Origin of the sequence: Sphingomonas sp. DG1-23 (assembly GCF_030730875.1) — a bacterium.
Lineage (GTDB): Bacteria > Pseudomonadota > Alphaproteobacteria > Sphingomonadales > Sphingomonadaceae > Sphingomonas.
Genome location: NZ_JAVAMA010000003.1, coordinates 61,906 through 85,616 on the forward strand (window position 1 = coordinate 61,906; position 23,711 = coordinate 85,616).

At 68.4% G+C, this 23,711-nt stretch carries 31 protein-coding genes; 10 read left to right on the forward strand and 21 right to left on the reverse strand.

The window, feature by feature from the left end:
- Positions 1–4 precede the first annotated feature (4 nt).
- Positions 5–511, reverse strand: a complete 507-nt coding sequence (locus Q9Q95_RS05810; protein WP_306094828.1) for a hemerythrin domain-containing protein — start codon at positions 509–511, stop codon at positions 5–7.
- Between the two features lie 179 nt (positions 512–690).
- Between Q9Q95_RS05810 and Q9Q95_RS05815 the strand changes: the two genes are divergently transcribed.
- Positions 691–1,038: a hypothetical protein gene (locus tag Q9Q95_RS05815; protein WP_306094831.1), complete on the forward strand. Its 348-nt coding sequence runs from the start codon at positions 691–693 to the stop codon at positions 1,036–1,038.
- A 16-nt stretch (positions 1,039–1,054) separates the two neighbouring features.
- On the opposite strand, the gene Q9Q95_RS05820 is transcribed toward Q9Q95_RS05815, so the two are convergent.
- The 8 genes from Q9Q95_RS05820 to Q9Q95_RS05855 form a co-directional block, all read right to left on the reverse strand.
- Entirely contained in the window at positions 1,055–1,588 is a 534-nt protein-coding gene (locus tag Q9Q95_RS05820) for a glycine zipper 2TM domain-containing protein (protein WP_306094832.1), read from the reverse strand.
- Positions 1,589–1,731: 143 nt separating this feature from the next.
- Positions 1,732–2,157, reverse strand: coding sequence for a hypothetical protein (locus tag Q9Q95_RS05825; RefSeq protein WP_306094835.1), 426 nt, complete (start codon positions 2,155–2,157; stop codon positions 1,732–1,734).
- Complete coding sequence (locus Q9Q95_RS05830; protein WP_306094837.1) at positions 2,150–2,533, reverse strand: hypothetical protein; 384 nt, start codon at positions 2,531–2,533, stop codon at positions 2,150–2,152. Before Q9Q95_RS05830 ends, Q9Q95_RS05825 begins: the two co-directional genes overlap by 8 nt.
- A gap of 41 nt (positions 2,534–2,574) precedes the next feature.
- Positions 2,575–3,027: a hypothetical protein gene (locus Q9Q95_RS05835; protein WP_306094838.1), complete on the reverse strand. Its 453-nt coding sequence runs from the start codon at positions 3,025–3,027 to the stop codon at positions 2,575–2,577.
- A gap of 80 nt (positions 3,028–3,107) precedes the next feature.
- Positions 3,108–3,365 carry a CcdB family protein gene (locus Q9Q95_RS05840; protein WP_306094840.1) on the reverse strand — a complete coding sequence of 86 codons (258 nt, stop codon included), beginning with the start codon at positions 3,363–3,365 and terminating at the stop codon, positions 3,108–3,110.
- A gap of 47 nt (positions 3,366–3,412) precedes the next feature.
- Entirely contained in the window at positions 3,413–3,517 is a 105-nt protein-coding gene (locus Q9Q95_RS05845; RefSeq protein WP_371876694.1) for a type II toxin-antitoxin system CcdA family antitoxin, read from the reverse strand.
- Between the two features lie 18 nt (positions 3,518–3,535).
- A complete protein-coding gene (locus Q9Q95_RS05850) occupies positions 3,536–3,775 on the reverse strand; it encodes a DUF559 domain-containing protein (RefSeq protein WP_306094842.1) in 240 nt (79 codons plus the stop codon).
- Positions 3,776–3,886: 111 nt separating this feature from the next.
- Positions 3,887–6,199, reverse strand: a complete 2,313-nt coding sequence (locus Q9Q95_RS05855; RefSeq protein ID WP_306094845.1) for an ATP-dependent helicase — start codon at positions 6,197–6,199, stop codon at positions 3,887–3,889.
- Positions 6,200–6,298: 99 nt separating this feature from the next.
- On the opposite strand from Q9Q95_RS05855, the gene Q9Q95_RS05860 reads away from it, so the two are divergent.
- From Q9Q95_RS05860 to Q9Q95_RS05870, 3 genes are all read left to right on the forward strand, one after another.
- Positions 6,299–6,976, forward strand: coding sequence for a hypothetical protein (locus Q9Q95_RS05860; protein ID WP_306094847.1), 678 nt, complete (start codon positions 6,299–6,301; stop codon positions 6,974–6,976).
- A gap of 29 nt (positions 6,977–7,005) precedes the next feature.
- Positions 7,006–7,182: a hypothetical protein gene (locus Q9Q95_RS05865; RefSeq protein WP_306094849.1), complete on the forward strand. Its 177-nt coding sequence runs from the start codon at positions 7,006–7,008 to the stop codon at positions 7,180–7,182.
- A gap of 68 nt (positions 7,183–7,250) precedes the next feature.
- Positions 7,251–8,888, forward strand: coding sequence for an inorganic phosphate transporter (locus Q9Q95_RS05870; protein WP_306094851.1), 1,638 nt, complete (start codon positions 7,251–7,253; stop codon positions 8,886–8,888).
- Positions 8,889–8,959: 71 nt separating this feature from the next.
- Here the strand turns inward: Q9Q95_RS05870 and Q9Q95_RS05875 are convergent, their stop codons facing one another.
- Positions 8,960–9,145 carry a hypothetical protein gene (locus tag Q9Q95_RS05875; protein ID WP_306094853.1) on the reverse strand — a complete coding sequence of 62 codons (186 nt, stop codon included), beginning with the start codon at positions 9,143–9,145 and terminating at the stop codon, positions 8,960–8,962.
- 135 nt (positions 9,146–9,280) lie between these two features.
- Between Q9Q95_RS05875 and Q9Q95_RS05880 the strand changes: the two genes are divergently transcribed.
- Entirely contained in the window at positions 9,281–10,552 is a 1,272-nt protein-coding gene (locus Q9Q95_RS05880; protein ID WP_306094855.1) for an MFS transporter, read from the forward strand.
- A 120-nt stretch (positions 10,553–10,672) separates the two neighbouring features.
- Here the strand turns inward: Q9Q95_RS05880 and rsmD are convergent, their stop codons facing one another.
- Together rsmD and Q9Q95_RS05890 are read right to left on the reverse strand one after the other, a co-directional pair.
- Positions 10,673–11,212 carry a 16S rRNA (guanine(966)-N(2))-methyltransferase RsmD gene (gene rsmD / locus Q9Q95_RS05885; protein WP_306094857.1) on the reverse strand — a complete coding sequence of 180 codons (540 nt, stop codon included), beginning with the start codon at positions 11,210–11,212 and terminating at the stop codon, positions 10,673–10,675.
- Positions 11,212–12,519 (reverse strand): pseudouridine synthase, encoded by a 1,308-nt coding sequence (locus tag Q9Q95_RS05890; RefSeq protein WP_371876695.1) that lies wholly within the window; start codon positions 12,517–12,519, stop codon positions 11,212–11,214. The genes rsmD and Q9Q95_RS05890 overlap by 1 nt, the downstream gene beginning before the upstream one ends.
- A gap of 117 nt (positions 12,520–12,636) precedes the next feature.
- On the opposite strand from Q9Q95_RS05890, the gene Q9Q95_RS05895 reads away from it, so the two are divergent.
- Complete coding sequence (locus tag Q9Q95_RS05895) at positions 12,637–13,068, forward strand: response regulator (RefSeq protein WP_306094859.1); 432 nt, start codon at positions 12,637–12,639, stop codon at positions 13,066–13,068.
- A gap of 9 nt (positions 13,069–13,077) precedes the next feature.
- Here Q9Q95_RS05895 and Q9Q95_RS05900 read toward each other — a convergent pair whose 3' ends face one another.
- The 3 genes from Q9Q95_RS05900 to Q9Q95_RS05910 all read right to left on the reverse strand — a co-directional run bounded on the left by Q9Q95_RS05900 (position 13,078) and on the right by Q9Q95_RS05910 (position 14,621).
- Positions 13,078–13,215 carry a hypothetical protein gene (locus Q9Q95_RS05900; protein ID WP_306094861.1) on the reverse strand — a complete coding sequence of 46 codons (138 nt, stop codon included), beginning with the start codon at positions 13,213–13,215 and terminating at the stop codon, positions 13,078–13,080.
- Between the two features lie 70 nt (positions 13,216–13,285).
- Complete coding sequence (locus Q9Q95_RS05905) at positions 13,286–13,420, reverse strand: hypothetical protein (RefSeq protein WP_306094863.1); 135 nt, start codon at positions 13,418–13,420, stop codon at positions 13,286–13,288.
- A gap of 61 nt (positions 13,421–13,481) precedes the next feature.
- On the reverse strand, positions 13,482–14,621 hold the full coding sequence (locus Q9Q95_RS05910) for an aromatic ring-hydroxylating dioxygenase subunit alpha (RefSeq protein WP_306094866.1): 1,140 nt from the start codon (positions 14,619–14,621) through the stop codon (positions 13,482–13,484).
- Between the two features lie 57 nt (positions 14,622–14,678).
- Between Q9Q95_RS05910 and Q9Q95_RS05915 the strand changes: the two genes are divergently transcribed.
- From Q9Q95_RS05915 to rnk, 4 genes are all read left to right on the forward strand, one after another.
- On the forward strand, positions 14,679–16,043 hold the full coding sequence (locus Q9Q95_RS05915) for an MFS transporter (protein ID WP_306094867.1): 1,365 nt from the start codon (positions 14,679–14,681) through the stop codon (positions 16,041–16,043).
- Positions 16,043–16,801, forward strand: a complete 759-nt coding sequence (locus Q9Q95_RS05920; RefSeq protein ID WP_306094870.1) for a tetratricopeptide repeat protein — start codon at positions 16,043–16,045, stop codon at positions 16,799–16,801. The genes Q9Q95_RS05915 and Q9Q95_RS05920 overlap by 1 nt, the downstream gene beginning before the upstream one ends.
- Positions 16,798–17,301: a DUF2939 domain-containing protein gene (locus Q9Q95_RS05925; protein ID WP_306094872.1), complete on the forward strand. Its 504-nt coding sequence runs from the start codon at positions 16,798–16,800 to the stop codon at positions 17,299–17,301. The genes Q9Q95_RS05920 and Q9Q95_RS05925 overlap by 4 nt, the downstream gene beginning before the upstream one ends.
- Positions 17,302–17,665: 364 nt before the next feature.
- The gene (gene rnk / locus Q9Q95_RS05930; protein ID WP_306094873.1) at positions 17,666–18,070 is read left to right on the forward strand and encodes a nucleoside diphosphate kinase regulator; all 405 of its coding nucleotides are present in this window, start codon (positions 17,666–17,668) and stop codon (positions 18,068–18,070) included.
- 17 nt (positions 18,071–18,087) lie between these two features.
- On the opposite strand, the gene Q9Q95_RS05935 is transcribed toward rnk, so the two are convergent.
- From Q9Q95_RS05935 to Q9Q95_RS05960, 6 genes are all read right to left on the reverse strand, one after another.
- Positions 18,088–18,525 (reverse strand): DUF6628 family protein, encoded by a 438-nt coding sequence (locus Q9Q95_RS05935; protein ID WP_306094875.1) that lies wholly within the window; start codon positions 18,523–18,525, stop codon positions 18,088–18,090.
- A 72-nt stretch (positions 18,526–18,597) separates the two neighbouring features.
- Positions 18,598–19,911 (reverse strand): folylpolyglutamate synthase/dihydrofolate synthase family protein, encoded by a 1,314-nt coding sequence (locus Q9Q95_RS05940; RefSeq protein WP_306094877.1) that lies wholly within the window; start codon positions 19,909–19,911, stop codon positions 18,598–18,600.
- 172 nt (positions 19,912–20,083) lie between these two features.
- Positions 20,084–20,944 (reverse strand): acetyl-CoA carboxylase, carboxyltransferase subunit beta, encoded by an 861-nt coding sequence (gene accD / locus Q9Q95_RS05945; protein WP_306094879.1) that lies wholly within the window; start codon positions 20,942–20,944, stop codon positions 20,084–20,086.
- The gene (trpA, locus tag Q9Q95_RS05950; RefSeq protein ID WP_306094881.1) at positions 20,941–21,738 is read right to left on the reverse strand and encodes a tryptophan synthase subunit alpha; all 798 of its coding nucleotides are present in this window, start codon (positions 21,736–21,738) and stop codon (positions 20,941–20,943) included. The genes accD and trpA overlap by 4 nt, the downstream gene beginning before the upstream one ends.
- Entirely contained in the window at positions 21,735–22,979 is a 1,245-nt protein-coding gene (trpB, locus tag Q9Q95_RS05955; RefSeq protein WP_306094883.1) for a tryptophan synthase subunit beta, read from the reverse strand. The genes trpA and trpB overlap by 4 nt, the downstream gene beginning before the upstream one ends.
- Before the next feature lie 88 nt (positions 22,980–23,067).
- A complete protein-coding gene (locus Q9Q95_RS05960) occupies positions 23,068–23,697 on the reverse strand; it encodes a phosphoribosylanthranilate isomerase (RefSeq protein ID WP_306094885.1) in 630 nt (209 codons plus the stop codon).
- Between the last annotated feature and the right edge of the window lie 14 nt (positions 23,698–23,711).

Genomic DNA, 23,711 nt, shown 5'->3' on the forward strand with positions numbered 1-23,711 from the left:
GCGTTCAGCTGTTCGGCAGCGGGACGCCGTCGAACAGCACCCCGCGAATTTCCCAGGCCTCGGCGGCATAGGTCTCGCGCGTCGGTCCGCTGCGGGGCCCGTCATGCTGGATCGGAAGCAGCGGCACGATCTCCGCGGCCTCGGCCTCGAGCCGCGTCCGGATCCGGCGCATCAGCCGGGCAATCGCACGACGATAGGTCTCCCATTGGTCGGCGGGATGCGGACCCTGCCAGCGCGCGACATGCTCGCGATATTCGGCCATCAGGGTCGCGGTCTCGACGCTCGCCAGCGCCGCGGTCTGCTGGGCATGCTCGCGGCGGTCGTTCATCATCGGGCCGTAGATCGTCGATTCCATCCTGGCGAAATGGAGCAGCAGATCGCGGGTGAAGGCCCAGCGCTTGTCGGCCATCTTGTCGGCGTGCGAGGGCGCCGCCCCCGCGGCGAATTGTTCCACCGCGTCCACATTGGCGAGGATGCGGCAATGTTGGGCAAGCAGACGATCGACGGGCATTCGCGGGGTGTTCTCCTTATTCCCCTGTGCCTCCATCTAGCTTCCCGCGGGTGAATCCGCGGCCCCGGTAAAGGCCGTATTGGGGTTGGTACGGAAGCGTTCCGCGCCGCCGATGCGCCCGAGCAATCCGTAGCCGCACTGATCTTGCTGCACTGCAATATGACCTCTATATCCCCCCGATGTCCCGTAGCGATCCCGATCCGGCGCCGACCCCGGCCGCCAATATGCCGACCCTGTTCGAAGCCATCGTCCGCACCCGCTGCGTCGAGGCGACCTATAATGGCGGCCGCGTGCTGCTGGCGCCGCATGTCGCCTTCACGCGCCACGGCGAGGTCTATGTCGGCGCCACCACGATCGAGCGCGACGGCCAGCCCCCGCGCGAGGAAAAGGTCGGGCTATTCAAGTTCGTCGGGCTGGGCGGCTTCGCGCTCACCGAACGCGAATTCCGGCCCAGCGCATTGTTCGACCCCAGGGACGAACGCTTCGCGGCCGAGACCCTGATCGCGGTGGAAATCCCCGCGACCTGAATCCCGGCCGCAAGCATCAGCGGCAGCGCACCTGCTGCTGGTTGCGATCGATCGACGCGCCCGCCGCCCCGCCGGCGATCGCGCCGAGCAACGTCCCCACTGTGCTCGAGCGGCGCCCGGCGATGATGTTGCCGAACAATCCGCCGGCCGCGGCGCCGACGATCAGCCCGGTCGTGCCGTCGCTGCGCTTGCAATAATAGCGCCCGTCATTGCCGCGATAGACCCGGTCGTCCTGCGACAGGGTGCGCTCCTGATAATTGCCCGAACGATAGTCGCGTGCCGGATCGTAATTGGGATCGTCGTCGTAGCGATTGTCGTCGTAGCGGGGGCGATCGTCATAGCTCGGGCGCGAGGCGCGGGCGCGGCGATAGCGGTCGAGCGCGGCCTGGAACTGCTCATATTCATTGTCGAAGCGGCGCTGCGCGGCATCGAAGCGCGCTTCCTCGTCCTGAGACGAGCCGGTGGCATAGCGCGTGCTGGTCTGGGCGGCGGCGGGGCTCGCGACGACGAGCGCCGCGGCGAGCGCCGCGAGGCCGGTGATGGTCTTCATGTGCAATTCTCCTCGATGCGTGCCCTGATAAGGCTGACGACGCCGAAACGTTCCGGCAATGCGGGTGAAGCGCGGCTGAATGGGGACGGGAAGCCCTTGGCCCCTCGGCTGCGCTAAGTTGACCAACTTCTCCGAAACGCGATTTATTTCGGCGCCTTCTTGCGGGGCGGCGGCGGCGGCGCGTTGATCACCGCTAGCGCGAGACGATAGTCGAATCGCTGGCGTGTGCCGATTTGCTTGCCCTTGTAGAAGCGCGGTGTGACGATGCCGTTGAGCGCGCGATCCATCGCGAGCCCGAACATGCGATCATAGCCCATCTGGAGCGCGCAATCCCACGCCGCAGCGAAGCGCTCCGCACCTGGGCGCTCGCGCAGCTTATAGGCCGATTGCTTGGTCATTCCCACGGCGCGGGCGGCGCGGAGCACCGTGCCCATCTCAGAAAGCGCCGTGATGAAGTCGCGCTGGCGGCGCGGCGTCCAGCCGTCGTGGCGGACGCGATCCAGCGCGACGGGGACGAAGGCGAGCGGGTCGGGGTCTTCGCCGGGAGGGGCGCAAGGGTCCTCAGCCATTGGCCGGACCGCGGGCGCGATGAAACAGGGCGAGCGCCAGCCGCACCTTTGTGCTCCCGTGGCAGACGGCGTCGACACGGGCCATCTGCGTGGCATCGAGACCGCGTTTGCGCAGGATGCGATCGGCGAGTGCGTCTGCCTCGGCTTCTTCCTTTGCCTCTCGCCACGCCTGCGAGAACACGCTGCGCCGGCCGAGGCCGCGTCGCAAGCGGGTGACGGCGTGCGCATTGGCGCCGACGCTGGCGGCCGCGGCGGCGACGTCACCGGTGCGGAGCAGCGCGTGGAGGAAAATGCGCTGGCGTTCGGCCGGCCAGTCTGGGCGCGGCACGAGCGTGAGCGCGGCGAACGGCGCGCGAGGGCAGGACGACTCGGGCATCGACGAGTCTATCCCAGATGAAATCCTATTTTGGAAGCCGGTCAGCCGGGGCAGTTCTGGCGCAGGAAGTCGATCGCCTGGGCGAATTGGGCCGCAGCCTCGCCGCTCGGGAAATCGAGCAGCGTCCGGACGCCGTCGGGCTTCTTCGCGACGAGCTCGAGCCGCGTCGTGTCCTCGCGGCGAACCTCGGCGATGCTGCCCCATGCGATGCGCCAGCTGCGCTCCGATTTGACGTTGGCGGCGATGGTCGCGACCGGCGTGGCGAATTCGGTCTCGCAGCGGCGGGGCGTCTTGCTGCCGGCGATCGGGCGGACGAGGAGCGAGGTCTTCTTCCGGTCGTCGCGGGCGTGGGTGACGGTGATCCCATGCGGCTGGGCGAGAACGGCGTCGATGCCTTGCTGCCAGGCTTCGACGGTGGGCGGGGGGTCGTTCTGCGCAGTGGCGGACGGCGCTGCCGCCAGGGCGGCGAGGATGAGAGGCGTGGCGCGGATCATGCTGGGGTCCCCCGGAGATTTTGCGGGGTGGTAGCACGGTGGGGCGGGGTTGCCAGTGGGTGAGAGGCTCGCAGCGTCGCTCAGATCCCGCTGATCAGCAGGTCGAGCGCGTTGAGAATCGCATAACGCTGTTCGGAGAGCGAACGGACGCACTTTCCGAATTCACGGGTTCGCACCGCGGCAGCGAATTGCGTGAACATCACGACTTCCTCGCCGGCTACGGTGAATATCGGGTTCAGGCGCTCGGCGGGCGGGGGCGCGCTACTACGCGGGAGGAGAGGAACGACGAAACGGGTGTTCAGGGTAGAGAGCAGATCGGCCTGGCAATCGAGCAGCAAGCCGGGCTGTCGCGCCGGGCATAGACGTCGAATTGCGCCATCGGGTCCTAAAAGAGCCGGGCGTCGGCGAGGGGCAGGCCGCGCCGCTCGACATGCGCTTTGGATGCCGCGAGCGCCTCGGCATTGTCCGCCTGCCAGCGCGGCATGGCCACACGCGCGATGGCTTCGAGCTAGCGGGTGCGAGTGGCGTCATAGTCCTGTTGGGTGGCGTGGGTGTCGCCGTCGACTTCGGTCGCCAGCATTGCCGTGCGGCTGGTGAAGTCGACGATGTAGCGGCCGAGGTCCGTCTGGTGGCGGAACTTGAGGGACTCGAAGCGGTGGGCGCGGAGGTGATACCAGAGGCGGGCTTCGGCGGACGTGGGGTTGGCGCGCATTTCCTTGGCGCGACGGATCAGTTCCGGGTCTCGCATGTCGTGACTTCCCCTCTCCCCCGACCCTCTCCCCTAAAAGGGGAGAGGGAGACTTTAGCCCGCTCCCTCTCCCCGTTTGCTGAAAGAGGATTGGGGAGAGGGTCGTGTCGCCTATTCCCCCACGCTCACGAAACTATCCATAACCCGCTTCCGCCCCGCCACCTCGAAGTCGATCTCGAGCTTGTTGCCTTCGATCTCGGCGATCAGGCCGTAGCCGAACTTCTGGTGGAACACGCGCAGCCCCACCGACAGATCCGCGCGGGGCTTGGCGCCGAAGCTCACCGCGGACGCATGGCTTTCCAGCACCCGCGCCGGTTCGCGCGAGAAGGTGCGTTGGGTGAAGCCGCCGCCGGGGTTCCTGGCATCGACGCCCGCGGCGCGTTGCCAGCCGGGGCCGCGGCCGGTGCCGCGGGCGACGTCGGCGAAGGGATCGGCGCGTTCGGACCAATTGGCGCGCCACAGGCTCTCGCCGCCCGACATGGTGCTTTCGCTGTCGACGTGCTCGGGCGGCAATTCGGCGACGAAGCGGCTGGGGAGGCTGCTGGTCCATTGGCCGTAGATGCGGCGATTGGCGGCGTGGAGAATCGTCGCGCGGCGGCGGGCGCGGGTGATCGCGACATAAGCGAGGCGGCGCTCCTCCTCGAGGGATGCGAGGCCGCCTTCGTCGAGCGCGCGCTGCGAGGGGAAGATGCCTTCCTCCCAGCCGGCGAGGAACACCGTGTCGAACTCGAGCCCCTTGGCGGCGTGGATCGTCATGATCGTCACCTTGGCCTCGTCGGCGCTCGCCTCATTGTCCATCACGAGGCTGACATGCTCGAGGAACGCGGTCAGGCTTTCATATTCTTCCATCGCGCGGACGAGCTCGGTGAGGTTCTCGAGCCGGCCGGCGGCTTCGGCGGTGCGATCGGCCTGCCACATCGCGGTGTAGCCGCTCTCGTCGAGGATGATCCGGGCGAGTTCGGGATGAGGGAGGGTGTCGCCCATGCCGCGCCAGCGGGCGATGTCGCCGATCAGGTTGCCGAGGGAGCGGCGGGCCTGCGGGGTGAGCTCGTCGGTGTCGAGGATGCGCGCGCCGGCGGTGGTGAGGGGGAGACCCTCAGCCCGGGCGAACTGGTGGACCTTGGCCAGCGCCTTGTCGCCGAGGCCGCGCTTGGGGACGTTGACGATGCGCTCGAAGGCGAGATCGTCGGCGGGCTGGGCGACGACGCGGAGATAAGCGAGCGCGTCGCGGATCTCCTGGCGTTCGTAGAAGCGGAAGCCGCCGATGATGCGATAGGGCAGGCCGATGCTGATGAAGCGCTCTTCGAACTCGCGGGTCTGGTGCTGCGCGCGGACGAGGATCGCAGTGTCGTCGAGGGAGAGGCCGCCGCGCTGGAGGCCCTCGATCTCCTCGCCGACGCGGCGGGCTTCCTCGGGGCCGTCCCAGATGCCGAGCACCTTGACCTTCTCGCCCTGGTCCTTCTCGGTCCACAGGGTCTTGCCGAGGCGGCCGCCATTATTGGCGATGACGCCCGAGGCGGCGGCGAGGATGTGCGGGGTGGAGCGGTAATTCTGCTCGAGCCGGATCACCCTCGCGCCGGGGAAGTCCTTCTCGAACTTGAGGATATTCTCGACCTGCGCGCCGCGCCAGCTGTAGATCGACTGGTCGTCGTCGCCGACGCAGCATATGTTCTTGCGCTCCTGCGCGAGCAGGCGGAGCCAGAGATATTGGACGCTGTTGGTGTCCTGATACTCGTCCACCATGATGTATCGGAAGCGATTCTGATATTGCGATAAAATCTCGCGATCTGTCTTCAGGATCACCAGCATGTGGAGCAGCAGGTCGCCGAAATCGCAGGCGTTGAGGGTGCGCAGACGATCCTGATAGGCGGCATAGAGCGCCTTGCCCTTGCCGTGCGCGAACGCCTCGGACTCGCCGGCGTCGATCTCGCCGGGGGTCAGGCCCTTGTTCTTCCAGCCGTCGATCAGCCCGGCGAGCTGGCGCGCCGGCCAGCGTTTCTCGTCGAGATCGGCGGCGCTGATCAGCTGTTTGAGCAGGCGGAGCTGGTCGTCGGTGTCGAGGATGGTGAAGTTGCTCTGCAGCCCGACCAGCTCGGCATGGCGGCGGAGCATCTTCGCGCCGATCGCGTGGAAGGTGCCGAGCCACGGCATGCCCTCGACCGCGTCGCCGACGAGCCGGCCGACCCGCTCGCGCATCTCGCGCGCGGCCTTGTTGGTGAAGGTGACCGAGAGGATCTCGCTGGGCCAGGCCTTCCGGGTGAACAGCAGGTGCGCGAGGCGCGCGGTGAGCGCGGCGGTCTTGCCGGTGCCGGCGCCGGCGAGGACGAGCACCGGGCCCTCGGTGGTGAGCACGGCATCGCGCTGGGGGGCGTTGAGCCCCTGCAGATAGGGGGCGTCGTCGGGGCTTGGCGCAGGGAGACTCATCGGTGAACAGGTAGGGAACGGCGGCTGCCGGGGCAAGCCGGAACCGGCGCGCACGGCACGCGTCTATAAGGTCGAGCGTCTGCGGGAGAATCATGTCAAATGCGCCACTTGCTGCTCCTGCCCCTGCTGTTCGGCGCGCTGCCCGCGCTGGCGCAGGTCGAGGAGCTCGATCAGGTCGAGCCGGGCAAGGGCGAATGGCAGGCCGAAACGCTCGGCAGCTATGGCGGAGCCGACGATCACCAGATCGAAGTGATCGCCGGGGTGACCGACCGCCTCGCGCTCGGCGTGCAGGCCGAGTTCGAGGGGCGGACGCTGGACGGGTGGGGGCCGGTGGCCTTGTACCGGTTCAGCGATCCCGAGGCGGATCTGGTCGGGCTGGGGCTGGAGACGCAGATCGAGATCGATCGCGGCGGGCGGCTGGGCGAGGCCGAGTTGCGCGGGATCGTCGACCGGCGTTCGCCGAACTGGTGGGTGCAGGCCAATCTGATGCTGCGCTACCAGCGCGACGAGGGCGCGCGCGGGACCAACGTGGCTTATGCCGGCTCGGTGCAGCATGCGCTGGGCGACAAGGCGTGGCTGGGGATCGAGGCGTCGGGGCGCGCGGTGCGGCTGGGCGGTGATCGGCAGGCGGCGGCGCAGGGCGAGCATTATGCCGGGCCGAGCCTGACGGTCGAGCTGGGCGACGACACGGTCGAACTCGGCGCGGCATGGCTGCAGCGGCTGGCGGGGAGCGGGCCGAGATCCGAGCCGCGGCTGTTCGTCCAGTTCACTTTCTGAAAGCGCGCGGCTAAGCCGCGGCGATGAATTTGAGGAACCGAAAGATCCGGCTGGCGATCGTGCTGGCGATCGCCGTTGTCGCGGCGGTCGTCGCGTGGCGGACGAGCCAGGCCGAGAAAAGCCGGCCGCCCTGCGAGCCCGGGCGGCACGAGGAGAAGGATTCCGCCGGCAAGGTGGTCAAGGTCACCCGGACGACCTGCATGTGAACCCGGTCGCAGGATTGTAACGCTGCCGTCATACGCCGGTCACGAAGCGCGGTCATTTCGCAGCCATCATGGCCACAATCGCACTGGATCAAGCCCCGACCGCCGACCCGCCGGGGCGTCCGCGATTCGATCACAAGACCCATCCCTACGCCTGGCTGCTCTTCGCCGGCCTGCTGGTCGGCGGGCTTGCCTATGCCGGGGTGAGCGTGCTCACCGATACCCGTGGCGTGGGCGAGGAACTGGCGCTGGGGGTGTTCGCCTTCCTCGTGCTCGCGCTGGTGATCGCGCTCGGCTTCGAGTTCGTGAACGGGTTCCACGACACCGCCAATGCCGTCGCGACGGTGATCTACACCAATTCGATGCCGGCGCATTTCGCGGTGGTCTGGTCGGGGGTGTTCAACTTTCTCGGGGTGATGTTCTCGAGCGGGGCGGTGGCCTATTCGATCATCACCTTGCTGCCGGTCGATCTGATCCTCAACGTGGGCAGCGCGGCCGGATTCGCGATGATCTTCGCCTTGCTGCTCGCGGCGGTGCTGTGGAACCTCGGGACCTGGTATGTCGGGCTGCCCAACAGCTCGTCGCACACGCTGATCGGATCGGTTCTCGGGGTCGGCTTCGCCAACCAGCTGATCGCGGCCGGATCGCGCGGCGGCACGGCGGGTGTCGACTGGAGCCAGGCGCAGAAAGTGCTCACCGGATTGTGGATGGCGCCGCTGATCGGCTTCGGCGCGGCGCTGCTGCTGCTCCTCGTGATGCGCGCCGTGGTGCGCCGCCCCGAATTGTACCGCGCGCCCGAAGGCGACAAGCCGCCGCCACGCGGCGTGCGCGCGCTGCTGATCTTCACCTGCACCGCAGTGTCGTTCAGCCACGGCTCGAACGACGGCCAGAAGGGCATGGGACTGATCATGCTGATCCTGATCGGCTGCGCCCCGACCGCCTATGCGCTCAACCGCACGCTGCCGACCAGCGCCACGCCCGCCTTCGTCCAGACCGCCAATGTCGCGACCGCGGCGTTCGAAGCGCGCGGCGGCGGGATCGTCCTGACCCCCGGGCAGGCGCGCGCGACGCTCACCGGGGCGCTCCAGCAGCGCAAGGTCGATGCCCGGGCCTATGCCGCGCTCGGCAGCCTCTCGACCGACCTGACGGCGCGCGTCGCCAGCTATGGCGCGCTGAGCAAGGTGCCCGCCGAGGCGACGTCGAACGTGCGCAACGACATGTATCTGGTGCTCGACACCACCAAGCTCGCGACCAAGAAGGCCGAGGGGTTCCAGCCTGCCGAGCTGAAGGCGATCAAGGACTATCAGGGCAATCTCGAGGCGGGGACGCGGTTCATCCCGCTCTGGGTGAAAGTGGTCGTCGCGATCGCGCTGGGTCTGGGCACGATGATCGGCTGGAAGCGGATCGTGATCACCGTGGGCGAGCGGATCGGCAAGCAGCACATGACCTATGGCATGGGTGCCGCCGCCGAACTGGTCGCGGCGGCGACGATCCTCAGCGCCGACCGGTTCGGTCTGCCGGTATCGACCACGCACATATTGTCCTCGGGCGTGGCCGGTGCCTCGGTGGCGAACGGGCAGGGCTTGCAGGGCCGGACGATCGCCCAGCTCGCCGCGGCGTGGCTGCTGACCCTGCCGGCGGCGATGGCGCTGTCGGGCGGCCTCTATTGGCTGATGCTCACCGTCGTGAAGGCCTATGCCCTCGGCTGAGGTGCTCGAAGCGAGAGGGTGACGCGATGCGGGCCACATGAAAGTGGCAGCGCGAACAACGGGACCCGCGACTAGACGCCCTGGCAGACCTTCTCGATCGCGCGCGCGGCGATCTCGAGGCTGAACTTGAAGCCGCCGGCATCGGCGCGCAGGTCGGCGCGGATATGGTCCACCGGATTGTAGAAATGGACCAGCACCCCCGCGGCGAGCGCGAAGAGGAATGCGAATCCAAGCCTGCGTCCTGTTGACTCGCGCATGGCCGACCTCCCTCGTTCCGGTGCTGCGATGGTGCAGGTTCGATACAGAAGCGAAACTGTCGGGCTCATGAACGGTGCGGGTTTCGATTTGCGGACGCCGCGCTTTTGGCTCTAGGTGGCCGGGAGGGAGAGACCATGGCCGCCGCACCGATCGCATCGCACCGCCGGATCCTGTTCGCGAGCCTAGTGGGCACTTCGGTCGAATTCTACGATTTCTACATCTACGCGACTGCCGCCGCGCTCGTATTCCCGGCATTGTTCTTTCCCGCCACCGATCCGGGGCTCGCGCAGCTCGCTTCCTATGCCAGCTTCAGCGTCGCCTTTTTCGCCCGGCCGCTGGGCGGGCTGGTGTTCGGACATTTCGGCGACCGGATGGGGCGCAAATCGACACTCGTCGCATCGCTGATGCTGATGGGCATCTCGACCGTGCTGATCGCCTTCCTGCCGACATACGCCATGATCGGATGGGTGGCGCCGGCCCTGCTGTGTCTGCTCCGCTTTGGACAGGGGCTCGGGCTGGGCGGCGAATGGGGCGGGGCGAGCCTGCTCGCGGTGGAGAATGCGCCGCGGGGCTGGGCCAATCGCTATGGCGCGTTCCCGCCGCTCGGCGCGCCCGTGGGGTTCATCTTCGCCAATGGCTTTTTCCTGATCCTCGGCGGGCTGCTCAGCGACGACCAGTTCCGCGAATGGGGCTGGCGATTGCCTTTCCTCGCCAGCGCCGCATTGGTCGCGCTCGGGCTTTGGGTGCGCGTCCGGCTGACCGAGACCCCGGCTTTCGTCGCGGCGCAGCATGCCGCGCCGCCGCCGCGCATTCCGGTCGGCGAATTGTTCCGCGACCATTGGCTGCCGACGCTGGCGGGGACGGTGGGCACGGTCGCCTGCTTCGCCTTGTTCTACATCTCGACGGTGTTCATCATCGGCTATGCGACCAAGGGGCTCGGCTATGACCGCGAGACCTTCCTCGCAGTCGAGCTCGTCGCGATCCTGTTCATGGCGGCGGGGATCTGGATCGCCTCGAGCTTCGCCGATCGCAGCAATGCCACCCGGGTGCTGGCGATCGGTTGCGTGGCGACGGTGGCGGCGGGGCTGACGATCGGATTGTTCGTCACCGCAGGGGCGCTGGCGAGCGTGTTCGCGTGGCTCGCGCTGGGGCTGTTCGTGATGGGCTTCGTCTACGGGCCGCTGGGCGGCTGGCTGCCGAGCCTGTTCCCCGCACGGGTGCGCTATACCGGGGTGTCGGTGACCTTCAATCTGGGCGGGATCATTGGCGGCGGCCTGACTCCGCTGATCGCCGCCGCGTTGGTCGAAAAAGGCGGGCTGGTGCTGGTTGGCTATTATCTCGCCGGGGCGGCGGTGCTGAGCCTGGTCGGGCTGGCGCTGGTGGGACGGAAAGCACACACAGCGTGACCGTCACCCCGGACTTATTCCGGGGTCCACGCATCCGCCCGCGAGAACCTCGCTCCTCCTGCTCGCCTCGCCGCCCGGTGGACCCCGGCACTTCGGCCGGGGTGACGAGGGAGGTGCAGGTCAGACCTTGCGCAGCAAGGTGATCCGGGCTTTGCCGTGGACGCGGCTGGTGTCGATTTCGAAGCCGGCAAGGTTGATTTCCTCGGCCTTCGCGGTCTCGATGCTGATCCACGTCGCGGGGCCGACCCAGCCGAGGCGGCCGAGCTTGTCGAGCGCGACCACGCCCGCGCCGGTGGCGTAAGGCGGATCCATCAGGATCAGGTCGAGCGGCTTGACCGCGGGGCCCAGCGCCAGCGCCGAGGTGGCGCGGACCTCGGCGCCCCTGGCGCCCAGCCTGGCGATGTTGGCCTTGAGCGCATCGAGCGCGGCCTGATCCTGCTCGACGAACAGGCACGAGACGGCGCCGCGCGACAGCGCCTCGATCCCCAGCGCGCCCGAGCCGGCGAACAGATCGGCGACCGCCAGCCCTTCGAAGCTGCCGAGGCGGCTGGCGAGCATCGAGAACAAGGCCTCGCGCGTGCGATCGGCAGTGGGGCGGGTGGCGTCGCCCTTCGGCGCGACCAAAGGGCGTCCGCGCCATTCGCCGGCGATGACTCGCATTACTTGCGCGTCCGTGGCGGGCGGGCGGGACGCGCGGGCTTGCCGCGACCGCCGGCCGGGCCCTTGGTGGGGCGCGGGTTGCGCGGCCGCTCGACGATGTCGCCGGGGCGGGGATCCTGCTGGTCGCGATGCGCCTTGGCACGGGCGGCACGCGCGGGCTTGCCGATCGATGTCGCCTCCTCGCGCGGCGGACGCCCGGACCGCGGCGCGGGGGTTCCACGCGGGCCGAAGCGGGCATCCTTCGCGGGCGCGCGGGTGTCGTCGCGCGCGGGACGTTCGTTGCGGCCGGGCGCTTTCGTACCGGGCTTGAACCGGGAGTCGCTGGCGGCCGGGCGACCTTCGCCGCGAACGGGGCGTTCGTTGCGGCTGGAAGGGCGATGCTCCTCGCGGGCGGGAGGCGTGGCGCGCGCGGTGAAGCGCGGACCGGCGGGTTCTACAGGCGTGGGTTTGGGCGGGGCGCGGCGAAGGCGGCGATCGGGCTCGACCACCGGCTGCGGCCTCGGCGCCGGCTCGGCGACGCGGGCGCGGACCGCGAATTGCAAATTGGACGCGGCCTTGCCGCCGCCGGGCTTCGCCAGCACGGTGCGGAAGGTGAGCAGATCGTTCTGACGGATCTCGTCGACATCACCGGGGGGCAAATCGCCGAGCCAGAACGGGCCGTAGCGGGTGCGGATCAGCCGGTTCACCTCGAGCCCGAGATATTCGAGCACGCGGCGGACCTCGCGATTCTTGCCCTCGGTCAAGGTCATCTCGATCCACACGTTCGCGCCGGTGCGGCGTTCGATATTGGCGTTGATCGGACCGTAGCGCACGCCTTCGATCTCGACCCCGAGCATCAGCGCCTCGAGCTGGGGCTGGCTGATCTGGCCATAAGCGCGGGCGCGATAGCTGCGCTCGACCCCGGTGGCGGGAAGCTCGAGCGCGCGCTTGAGCTCGCCGTCGGTGGTGAGAAGGAGGAGCCCCTCGGTGTTCAGATCGAGCCGGCCGACCGGCATCACCCGGGGCAGACCCCCGGGCAGGCGATCATAGATCGTCGGCCGGCCCGCCGGATCGTGCTCGGTGGTGAGCAGGCCGGCGGGCTTGTGATAGCGGAACAGCCGTGCCGGCGCGGGGGCGGCGACGGGATTGCCGTCGACCGTCACGCCGTGAAGCGAGGTCAGCAGGGTCGCAGGGGTATCGAGGACGATTCCGTCGAGCGCGATGCGCCCTTCGGCGATCATCCGTTCGACCTCGCGGCGCGACGCGATTCCGGCACGGGCCAGCAGCTTCGCGATGCGCTGGGTTTCGGGGGGCTTGGATGGGGACACCGCGGCGATATAGCGATTATGATCGCCTCGGCAAAAATTATTGCGGCGCCGGGAAGATTCCGGGCGTTAGGAGCGGCTTGCGGGGCATGGGGCCACGCCGCGAGAGAAAGCGGTGCGATGTTGTTCGCGAAGAAGAAGCGGCTGATCGAGCGGGTGCTGCTGGTCGAGGACGAGCCGCTGGTCGCCTTCGATACCGAGCATTTCCTCGGCAGCGAGGGGTTCGCGGTGGTGGCGACGATCGATTCGGTCGCCGATGCGCTGCAGGTGATCGCGGGCGACACGGCGATCGATCTGGTCCTGGTCGACGTGGACCTTGCCGACGGCAGCGGCGTGGAAGTGGCGCGGGGGGCGCGTGCGCGCGGCGTGCAGGTGCTGTTCGTGACCGGGAACTGCCCGGGCGAGGCGCGCAAGCTGGCGGCGGGTTGCCTCGCCAAGCCCTATCCGCAGCGCGACCTGCTGGCGGCCATCGAGGGGATCGAGGCAGTGATGCGCGGCCGCAAGCCGGGGAAACTTCCCGGCAGCTTCAGCCTGTTCCTCGACGCGGTCTGAAGCGGCCGGTCAGAAGCTCAGGACGCAGGCGGCGTAGATCGCGCCCCAGAGAAGGACCGAGCCGGCCATGGCGATCAGGATGCCGGCGGCGGGCGGCAAGCGGCGGTCATCACGGACCACGCGATCGGGGATGGGCGTGTGGAGCATGGCGAGACGAATATCCGATGCCGCGGCGGGGAGAGAGTCGGAGATTTCCCGGCGCGGGTTGTTCCGGAGGTCAATGGACGAACAACGCGACCAGGACGGTGAGCCACGACAGCAAGGACAGCGACACCGCGATGCGAGCGGCGGTATCGGCCGTGGACGGGTCGGTGTGCGGCGCGAAGGCGCGGCTGGCGGCGACTGCGGACATCTCAAATCCTGAAAGGGGCTCGGACTCATTATAGGCCGGTCGGCACCCGCGCGCGGCGCGCTCAGGAGTCTTGCGTAGGTTTCAGCCGCGTCTCGATCGCGTCGTGGAACTGGCGGATGCCGTGCTCGAGCGTGCCCAAAGTGAGCCGATCGAGCGCGCCCGAGGCAAGCCCCTGTTGACCGAGCTCGCAGGCGCGGAAGTCTTCGGCGGCAAACACGCCGCCGTCGAGCAATTCCCAGCTCTTCTCCCAATGCGCCAGCGCCTTTTCGGTCGCCGGCGCCTCGGGGATCAGCATGAAATCCTCGACCAGCACGCGATCGGGCGCCTGCGGCATCAGCACCATCAGGTTGATGTAATCGGGGCTGACCACGAGCACCGCGCCGGGGAACATCTGATAGGTGTAGGTGATCGCGCCGCGCAGCACGGCCCAGTCGCTCGACGCGAGCGCGGCGAGCGCGGCCTCGCGCCCCACGGCCGAGCGCTGGTGCGGGCCGATGGCGTCGGCGGTCGACACGCCGTCCCGAAAGAAGGGGGCAATCGTGCCGGCGTGAAGGCGCTGGATGTGATAGCCTTCGAGAAAGGCATCCATGATCAGCTTCCAATTGGCGCGAACGTCGTGGGTGCGGCGGCGAAAGAGATGCTGGTCGGCGAGATCGAACGCCTCGAAATCGCGCGCCAGCGTCCCGGCCTCGGCGAAATCGGCGGATTCGTCGAAGGCGAACCAGATCAGCCCGCCGGCCTCGAATGTCGGCAGGCGCCGGAGGCCGTGCGCCGCCTTGTCGAGACCCGGAAAGCTATCGGCGCGGGGCAGCCCGACAAGGCTGCCGTCGAGCGCGTAGCTCCATGCATGATAGGGGCAGACCAGCCGCGGCGACTGCACCGCCGCGCAGCCCTCGACCAGCCGGGTGCCGCGGTGGCGGCAGACGTTGAGGAAGACATGCGCCGCGCCGTGCCGGTCGCGGGTGATCAGCAGCGGCTTGCCGAAGCCGTCGTGCGGCACCGCCATGTTGGGCGCGGGCAGCAGTGCCGAGGGGGCGATGACCAGCGGCGCGCGGGCGAAGATACGGGCCTGCTCGGCGGCGAAGCGGTCTGCGCTGGTATAGACGTCGGCCTCGACATAGGCGATCGCGCCTTCGCCGCGTTGCCCGCCGTGGGCGAGCTGGGCCGCCAGCGCGAGCTGGCCGTGGGTCGGCGCGTTCATCCTTCCTCTCCGCAACTTTTCGGCTAGTGTCGCGCGGAAGGCGAGAGGGAGCAAGGGATGGCGGACGGGGCGACACTGGAACAGGGCACGCGCGGCGGATTCGTCGCGACCATGGCGCCCTATTTCCGCCCGCGGCCGATCGCGGCCTTGCTGCTCGGCATCTCGAGCGGGTTTCCGCTGGCGCTGCTGCTCGGCACGATGACGTTCTGGCTCGCCAAGGTGGGCATCGACAAGAAGACGATCGGCTTCGCGATCGGACTGACCACGCCCTATACGCTCAAATTTCTGTGGGCGCCCCTGGTCGACCGGCTCAAGCTGCCGTTGCTCACCGGCCTGTTCGGACAGAGACGGGCATGGCTGTTCTTCGTCCAGGCATTGCTGTTCGGATCGGTGTGGATGCTCGGCGCGAGCCGGCCCGAGCTGCATCTCGGCGTGTTCGCCTTCTGGGCGATCGCGACGGCCTTTCTCGGCGCGACGCAGGACATCATCATCGACGCTTACCGCATCGAGATATTGGCCGAGGACGAACTCGCCCACGGCACCGCCAACAACCAGTTCGGCTACCGGCTCGGCGCCTTCGCCGCGGGCGTCGGCACCATCGCGATGGCCTCTCCCGAAGGGCTCGGGCTGGGCTGGGGCCAGGCCTATGGGCTGACCGGGCTGTGCATCCTGCCGGGGCTGCTCGCGGCGCTCTGGGCAGGCCCGGGACTGCACGATCGCGTGCTCGGCGCGGAAGCCCGCCAATCGATCGGCCAATGGCTCCAGTCGACGCTGATCGGACCGTTCAGCGAGTTCCTGATGCGGCGCGGCGCAGTGCTGATCCTGCTGTTCGTGCTGGTCTACAAGCTCGGCGACGCGATGGGCCAGGCGATGCTCAATCCGATGATCGTCGAACTCGGCTTCAGCGACACCGAATTCATCGCGATCAACAAGGTGATCGGCTTCTGGGGGCTGATCCTGGGCACCGCGCTGTCGGCGCCGTTGCTCGCCTGGCTCGGAATGGGCCGCGCGCTGTTCGTATCGGGGGTGCTGATGATGGTCAGCAATCTGACCTTCGCGATCCTCGCCTCGCAGGGGCATTCGACGTTGTGGCTGACGATCGCCGTCGCCACCGAGCAAGTGACCAGCGGGCTCGGGCTGACGATCTTCGTGACCTATCTCTCGGGCCTGTCGAGCCTCGCTTACACCGCGACCCAGTTCGCCTTGCTCTCGTCGCTCGCCGGCGTCGGGCGGACATGGCTGTCGAGCCCTGCGGGGATCATCGCCGAGCAGCTCGGCTGGGTCGGCTTCTGGGTGATGACCACGGTGGTCGCGCTGCCGGGGATGCTGCTGCTGTGGATCCTGTGGCGCAAGGGCTTCGTGGTCGAAAGCGTGCGCAAGGCACGCGCCGGCGCCGAGGCTGCGGACGCGAAGCCAGTCTGATGCCGTTCCTTGTCGTGATCGGGCTGCAGGTGCTCTGCATCGTCCATCTGATGCGCACCGGCCGCAATCCGTTGTGGCTGACCGCGTTGATCTTCCTGCCGGTGGTGAGCGCGATCGCCTATCTGATCGTCGAGGTGCTGCCGGGGATGGGCAGCAACAGGCACGTGCGGACCGCGCGGGCCAAGGCGATCGACACGATCGATCCCGAACGCGCGCTGCGTGCGGCGCGCGATGCACTCGGCCTCGCCGATACCGCGGCCAACCGGCTCGGCGTCGCCGATGCGCTGGCCGCGCTCGGGCGGCACGCCGAGGCCGTCCCGCTCTACCGCGAGAGCATCGCGATGACGCCCGGCGAACCCGATATCCGCAGCCAGAACAAGCTCGCGCTGTCGCTGTTCGAGACCGGGCAGGCGGCCGAGGCGCTGATGCTGCTCGACGCGAGCCCGGCGCCGGCGGGACAGAGCGAACGCGACCGGCAGACATTGCTCCGCGCACGGGTGCTCGATCATCGCGGAAGCAAGCAGGAAGCGCTCGACCTCTATGCCGATCTGATCACGCGGATGCCCGGCGAGGAGGCGCGCTGCCGCTATGCCGCTTTGCTGATCGAACAGGGCTGGGAGCGCAAGGCGCTGGGCGTGCTCGAGGAAGTCGAGGGACGGATGAAGCGGCTGAGCCGGCATCAGCGCGCCATGGATGCCGGCATGTATCGCTGGGCGACCGAAGCGCTTGCCGGGTTGCGGGCGAAGGGAGTGGCATGATGCGGCGTTGGCCGATCGCTCTGATCGTGTTGCTGGCGCTGGCCGGCGGCCTATGGCTGTGGGGATCGCCCTATTTGACCTTGCTGCAGCTCAAAAAGGCCGCGGATGCGCGCGATCTCGCGGCGATCTCGGCGAAGATCGATTATCCGGCGATACGCGCGGACCTGAAGACGCAGTTGCAGGATCGGCTCGAGCACAAGGATGGCTCGGCGCTCGACCAACTGGGTGCGGCGCTGGCCGAACGCTTTGCCGATCCGTTGGTCGATGCGGCGATCACCCCCGAAGGCATGCGCGCGCTGTTCGCCAGCGCCGCCGTGGCCAACGCGGCCCGGCCGGGGCTGGCGAGCGCCGGGCCCGGCGAGATGCGGGTGCGGCGCGACGCGCTGGGCCGGTTCACGCTGACGTCGGCCAACGGGGGCGGCCCGGAACTGGTGTTCGAATTGCAGGGGCTGACGTGGCGGGTGACGGCGGTGCGCCTGCCCGCGCGGCGGCCGCTTTAGCCGAGATGCGACGACTGCTTTCGCCCGATTGCAGACGTGCGTTTTCTCCGGCGTCGCCCCGGCCTTGTGCGGGGTCCACCGTGCCACAAGGGCAATGCTTTCCACGCTTGCTCTTCCGACCTCCGGCTATTCGCTGCCGGGCCAATGCCGGGGCCGAGCCCGATTTGACAGGCTGGGCACAAAGGCACATCTCTTTGGCATGACGTATCGCCAATCCCTTCAGCGATACCGCGTCCACGCGGGACAACTCCTGGCGGGCAACTAGCCCCGGGCTTCCCCTGGCATGTCCCCGGAAGCCCGGGGAGCGAAAACGCGCCGATCGGCGCGTCGGCGAAAAGCCCGCATATGCCAGAGAGTCCATGCCATGAACGATATTTGCAAAGCCGCCAGTCGACCTCCGATCCATATGATCGATGTGGAGGCGGATACGCTCACCGACCTCGCGCTGAGCGTCGAGCGCCGCATGCCCGCGGTGAGCGCACTGCTTCTCCGCGAAGCGGAGCGTGCCCGGTTGCACCGCGCCGCCCATATTCCGGCCAATGTGATCACCATGGGATCGGAAGTCGCCTTTCTCGACGACAATGAAAATGGTCCACGCACGGTCACGCTCGTCTATCCCGGCGATGCGGACATATCCGCCGGGCGGATCTCGATCCTGACGCCGGTTGGCGCGGCGCTGATCGGCCTGCGTTCGGGGCAATCGATCCTGTGGCCGGATCGCTGCCTGACGGTGCTCGACGTCCGCCAGCACCCCCAGATGCGCCATTGATCCGAATCGGCGCCTGCCTAGCCCGTCACTTCATCCAGCGGCAGCGCCAGATCGGCGAAGGCGTTGGCCAGCGCATGCGCGGTGAAACCGATGCTGGTCGCGTCGCGGACGCCGAGCAGATCGGCGAGGAGCATATGCGCGCGGGCGGGATGGGTGCGGATCCCGGCGACCACTTCGAGCAGAGTTGCCTCGGGGCCGGTCATGCGGGCGCAGCACCACGGCGCGATCTGGATCGGACCGGCCGAGGCGGCGGACATCTCGGCCATCAAGGCGCGGAGCAGCACCAACGGGCGCTGAAAGCCCTTGCCGAACGCCGTGACGAAGGCGTGCGCGGTGCACGCGTCGTGGAGGCCGTGCGCACCCATTTGCCGGACCCCGAAGAGCAGCAGGCGGGCGCCGGCATCCTCGGGCTGGAGCATCGGCAAAGCAGCGGCAAGGGTCTTGGCAGCGGACATGAACGACTCCCGCGGGGTTGATGCAGGGATTGTCGTCAGTCAGCTATTGCAAGTCAATCGCAATAAACCGGGTCAGTCGGGCAGTTCGTCGTTCGCCTGGAGCGCCGTACCGGCGAGATAGAGCGATCCGAGGATCAGGACGACCGGTGCGTCCTGGCGCGGGACGGCCGAAAGCGCGGCGGGGAGGTCCGCCGCTGCGGCGCTCGCCAGCCCGGCCTGCTGCGCGCGTCTGACGAGATCGGCAGGGGAATGATGCGGGTGGCCAGGCACCGGCACCGCGGCCAGCGATGCGGCGATCGGCGCGAAGCGCGCAATCATCGCGTCGGCGTCCTTGTTCTCGAGCATGCCGAGCACGAGGTGGAGCGGGCGTTCTCCGGCGACTCGCGCCGCGGCGGCGCTGACCGCTTCGGCGGCGTTGGCATTATGGCCGCCGTCGAGCCAGAGTTCGGCGCCCGCGGGGAGCAAGGCAGTGAGGGGCCCTGGCGACAGGCGCTGCATCCGCGCCGGCCAGCGGGCAGCGCGTGCCGCGGCGGCGAAGGCGGCGTCAGGGATCCGCAGCGCGTGCTGGTGGCGCAGCGCGGCGATAGCGAGCGCGAGATTGGCGGGCTGGTGGGCGCCGGCGAGCATGGGGAGGGGGGTGATCACTTCGCCGGCGGCATCGCGATACGCCAGCGCGTCGTCGCGGACCGCATACGACCAGGCGTTGCCTTCGGCGAGGACGGGCGCGGCGACGGTCCCGGCATAGCGATCGATCACGTCGGCGATGTCGGGCGGATAGGCCATGGTGACCAGCGGCACGCCAGGCTTGGCGATGCCGGCCTTCTCCGCGGCGATCTGCGCGAGGGTGTCGCCGAGAAAGGACTGATGATCGATGCCGAGCTGGGCGATCGCCGTGACCGCGGACTGGGGGAGGACATTGGTCGCATCGAGCCGGCCGCCGAGCCCGACCTCGATCACGCAGGCGTCGGCGGGGGTGCGGGCGAAGGCGAGAAAGGCGGCCGCGGTGGTGACTTCGAAGAAGCTCGCGGCGATGTCGCCGCCCTTATCGAGCACTTCCTCGAGCAGGGGCGCAAGCGCGGCGTCGTCGATCAACGTGCCGGCGAGGCGGATGCGCTCGTTGAAGCGGACGAGATGCGGGCTCGAATAGACGTGCGCGGTGTGCCCGGCGGCCTCGATCGCGGCGCGGAGAAAGGCGCAGGTCGAACCCTTGCCGTTGGTGCCCGCGACATGGAGCACCGGCGGCAGGCGCAGATGCGGATCGCCGACGCGCGCGAGCAATCGGGTGATGCGCTCGAGCCCGAGAATGTCGGCACCGGGGGACAGCGCGGTGAGGCGGTTCAGCTGGCGCTGGACGGCGGGGTCGGCGGAGGTGGCGAAATCGGGCATCGGCAATCCAACCCCTCCCTTTCAAGGGAGGGGCAAGGGGTGGGTCAAGCGGCGGCCGGGGCTCGATGCCCCGGTCGCCGCTGTTCGGGTGCCGGAGATGAGTCTTTTTGAGCGCGCAGACGCGCGCACCCACCCCCAACCCCTCCCTTGAAAGGGAGGGGCTCAATTCATGTCATGCCGCCGCCTTCGCGTCGGTGAGCAGGCCGATCAGGCGGCCGAGCACGTCGCGTAGATCCTTGCGGTGCTCGACCCGGTCGACGAGGCCATGGTCGCGATAATATTCCGAGGTCTGGAAATCGTCGGGAAGCTTCTCGCGGATCGTGTTCTCGATCACCCGGCGGCCGGTAAAGGCCAAGGTCGCGCGCGGTTCGGCGATCTGGACGTCGCCGAGCATCGCATAGGCCGCCATCACGCCGCCCGAGGTGGGATCGGTGAGCACGACGATATAGGGCAGGCCGGCATCGTGGAGCATCTCGATCGCCACGGTGGTGCGCGGCATCTGCATCAGGCTGAGGATGCCTTCCTGCATGCGCGCGCCGCCCGAGGCAGTGAACACGATGTACGGCGCCCTCGCGGCGATCGCCGCCTCGACGCCATGGATGAACGCCTCGCCGACCGCCTGGCCCATCGATCCGCCCATGAAGGCGAAGTCCTGGACGCCGATCACCGCTTTCTGGCCGAAGATCGTGCCGCTGGCGTTCAGGAACGCATCGGGTTCGCCGGTCGCGGTGCGCGCGGCCTTGAGGCGCGCCGGATAGGGCTTCTGGTCGCGGAACTTCAGCGGGTCCTCGGCAACCCTGGGGCTGGCCAGCACGGTGTAGCTGCCCGCGTCGAACAGATATTCGAAGCGCCGCGCCGGCCCGATGCGCTCATGATGATCGCAGGTCGGGCAGACGTAGAGATTCTCCTCGAGCTCCTTGGAGAAGACCATCGTCCCGCAGCCCTTGCACTTGTGCCAGAGATTGTCGGGCGTGTCGCTCGCCTTGGTGGTGACATAAGCGAGGGCGTTGCGGACGCGGCTGATCCAGCTCATGCGACTTCCTTGGAGGCGGCGAGCGCCGCGGAGAGGGATTGGATATAGGCGCGGACCTGCGCCGGCGCATCCGCTCCGTGTTTGCCGACCAGATCGACGATCGCCGAGCCGATCACGACGCCGTCGGCGACGCGGCCGATTTGCGCCGCCTGTTCGGGGGTGCGGACGCCGAAGCCGACGACTACGGGCAAATCGGTGGTCGCCTTGAGCTTACCGACCGCCTCCTCGATCGAGGCCTGCGCGGCCTGTTGAAGCCCCGTGATCCCGGCGACCGAGACGTAATAGACGAAGCCGGAAGCGCCTTCGAGCACTGCGGGGAGGCGGGCCGCGTCGGTGGTCGGGGTGGCGAGGCGGATGACGTGAAGGCCATAATCGCCGAACGGGGCGAGCGTGTCGGCCTCTTCGGGCGGAATGTCGACGCAGATGATTCCGTCGACGCCGGCATTCTCGGCCATCGCCGCGAATTTGGCCGGATCGGGCCGGGTCATCGTATTGGCATAGCCCATCAGCACCAGCGGGACGCCGGGATGGCGGTTGCGGAATTCGCAGGCGATCGCGAGCACGTCGCTGGTGCGGGTGCCGGCGGCGAGGCTGCGCAGATTGGCGGCCTGGATCGCCGGGCCGTCGGCCATCGGATCGGTGAACGGCATGCCGAGCTCGATCACGTCGGCGCCGCCCTCGACCAAGGCGTCGAGGATATCGCCGGTCGGACCATCGCCGGCGGTGACGAAGGTCACCAGCGCGGTGCGGTCCTTGGCGAAGGCAGCGGAAAGGCGGGAGCGGACGGCGTTCACAGTTCGAACCCCAGCGCGTCGGCGACGGTGAAGATGTCCTTGTCGCCGCGGCCCGAGACGTTGACGACGATGATCTGATCCTGCCGCATTTCGCGTGCCTTGGCGGGCAGAGCTGCGAGTGCGTGCGAACTTTCCAGCGCGGGGATGATGCCTTCGAGGCGGCAGCAGAGCTGGAACGCGTCGAGCGCCTCCGCGTCGGTGATCGGCAGATATTCCACCCGGCCGCTCTCATGGAGCCAGCTATGCTCGGGGCCGATGCCGGGATAATCGAGCCCCGCCGAGATCGAATGCGCCTCGGTGATCTGGCCGTCCTCGTCCTGGAGCAGATAGGTGCGGTTGCCGTGGAGGATGCCGGGGCTGCCGCCGGTGAGGCTGGCGGCGTGCGCGCCGGTCTCGACGCCTTTGCCGGCGGCCTCGATGCCGAGCATCCTGACGTCGGGATCGTCGAGGAACGGATGGAACATCCCGATCGCGTTCGATCCGCCGCCGACCGCAGCGATCAGCAGATCGGGCAGGCGGCCTTCGCGATCGAGGATCTGGGCGCGGGTCTCGGTGCCGATCACGCTCTGGAAGTCGCGGACGAGCTCGGGATAGGGATGCGGACCCGCGGCAGTGCCGATGATGTAGAAGGTGTCCTGGACGTTGGCGACCCAATCGCGGAGCGCCTCGTTCATCGAATCCTTGAGCGATTGCGAGCCGCTCGTGACCGGCCGGACCTCGGCGCCGAGCAGCCGCATGCGGAAGACGTTGGGCTTTTGCCGCTCGATATCCTTGGCGCCCATGAAGATCGTGCAGGGCAGCCCGAAGCGCGCCGCGACGGTGGCGGTGGCGACCCCGTGCTGGCCGGCGCCGGTCTCGGCGATGATCCGGGTCTTGCCCATGCGGATCGCGAGCAGGATCTGGCCGATGCAATTGTTGATCTTGTGCGCGCCGGTGTGGTTGAGTTCCTCGCGCTTGAAATAGATTTTGGCGCCGTGGCCCGCGGGCGCGGACTCGCGCAGCGCCTCGGTCAGCCGCTCGGCATGATAAAGCGGGCTGGGGCGACCGACATAATGTTCGAGCAGATCGTCGAACTCGGCCCGGAAGTCGGGATCGGCCCTGGCGGCGCGATATTCGCGCTCGAGATCGAGGATCAGCGGCATCAGCGTCTCGGCGACGAAGCGGCCGCCGAACTGGCCGAAATGCCCGCGATCGTCGGGCTGGTTGCGCAGGGAATTGGGCAAGGTTGCGGTGTCGGTCATGTCACTCTCACGGGTCGGGATGGCGGTCGCTGGCTTGGGACGAGCGATCAGCGCCATCGAAATCCGATGCGGACAGGGGAGGACGGCCTCAACATTGCGCCACCGCTTGGAGGAATGCGCCGATCTTGTCCACATCCTTGACGCCCGGTGCCGTCTCGACTCCCGAGGAGACGTCGACCAGGCGTGCGCCGGTGACGCGGATCGCCTCGCGGACATTGGCGGGGTCGAGCCCGCCCGAGAGCGCCCAGGGCAGCGGCTGGGGAATGTTTTCGAGCAGCTTCCAGTCGAAGCGCAACCCCATGCCTCCCGGAAGTGCCGCGTCGTCCGGGGTCTTGGCATCGTAGAGGATGCGATCGGCGGCGCCTTCATAGGCTGCGGCCTGCGCGATGTCGGCGCGGGTCTTGACCGCCACTGCGGCCCATACCGACACGCGCGAGCGAATGGCGGCGGCGCGTTCGGGCCGGGTCTTGTGGAGTTGCGCGACGCGGATCCCGCTCGCCAGCGCTTCGGAAAGCAGCGCCTCGTCGGGGTCGACGAACACCCCGACCGGCACGACGTGCGACGGCAGGCGCGCGACTAGGCTGCGCGCCCGATCGAACCCGACATTGCGGGGCGAAGCGGAGAAGAACACGAAGCCGACATGACTCGCGCCGCCGGCGATCGCGGCGTCGAGCGTCTCGGGGGTGCTGAGCCCGCAAATCTTGGCTGTTACCGGCATGCCGCGCGCATAGC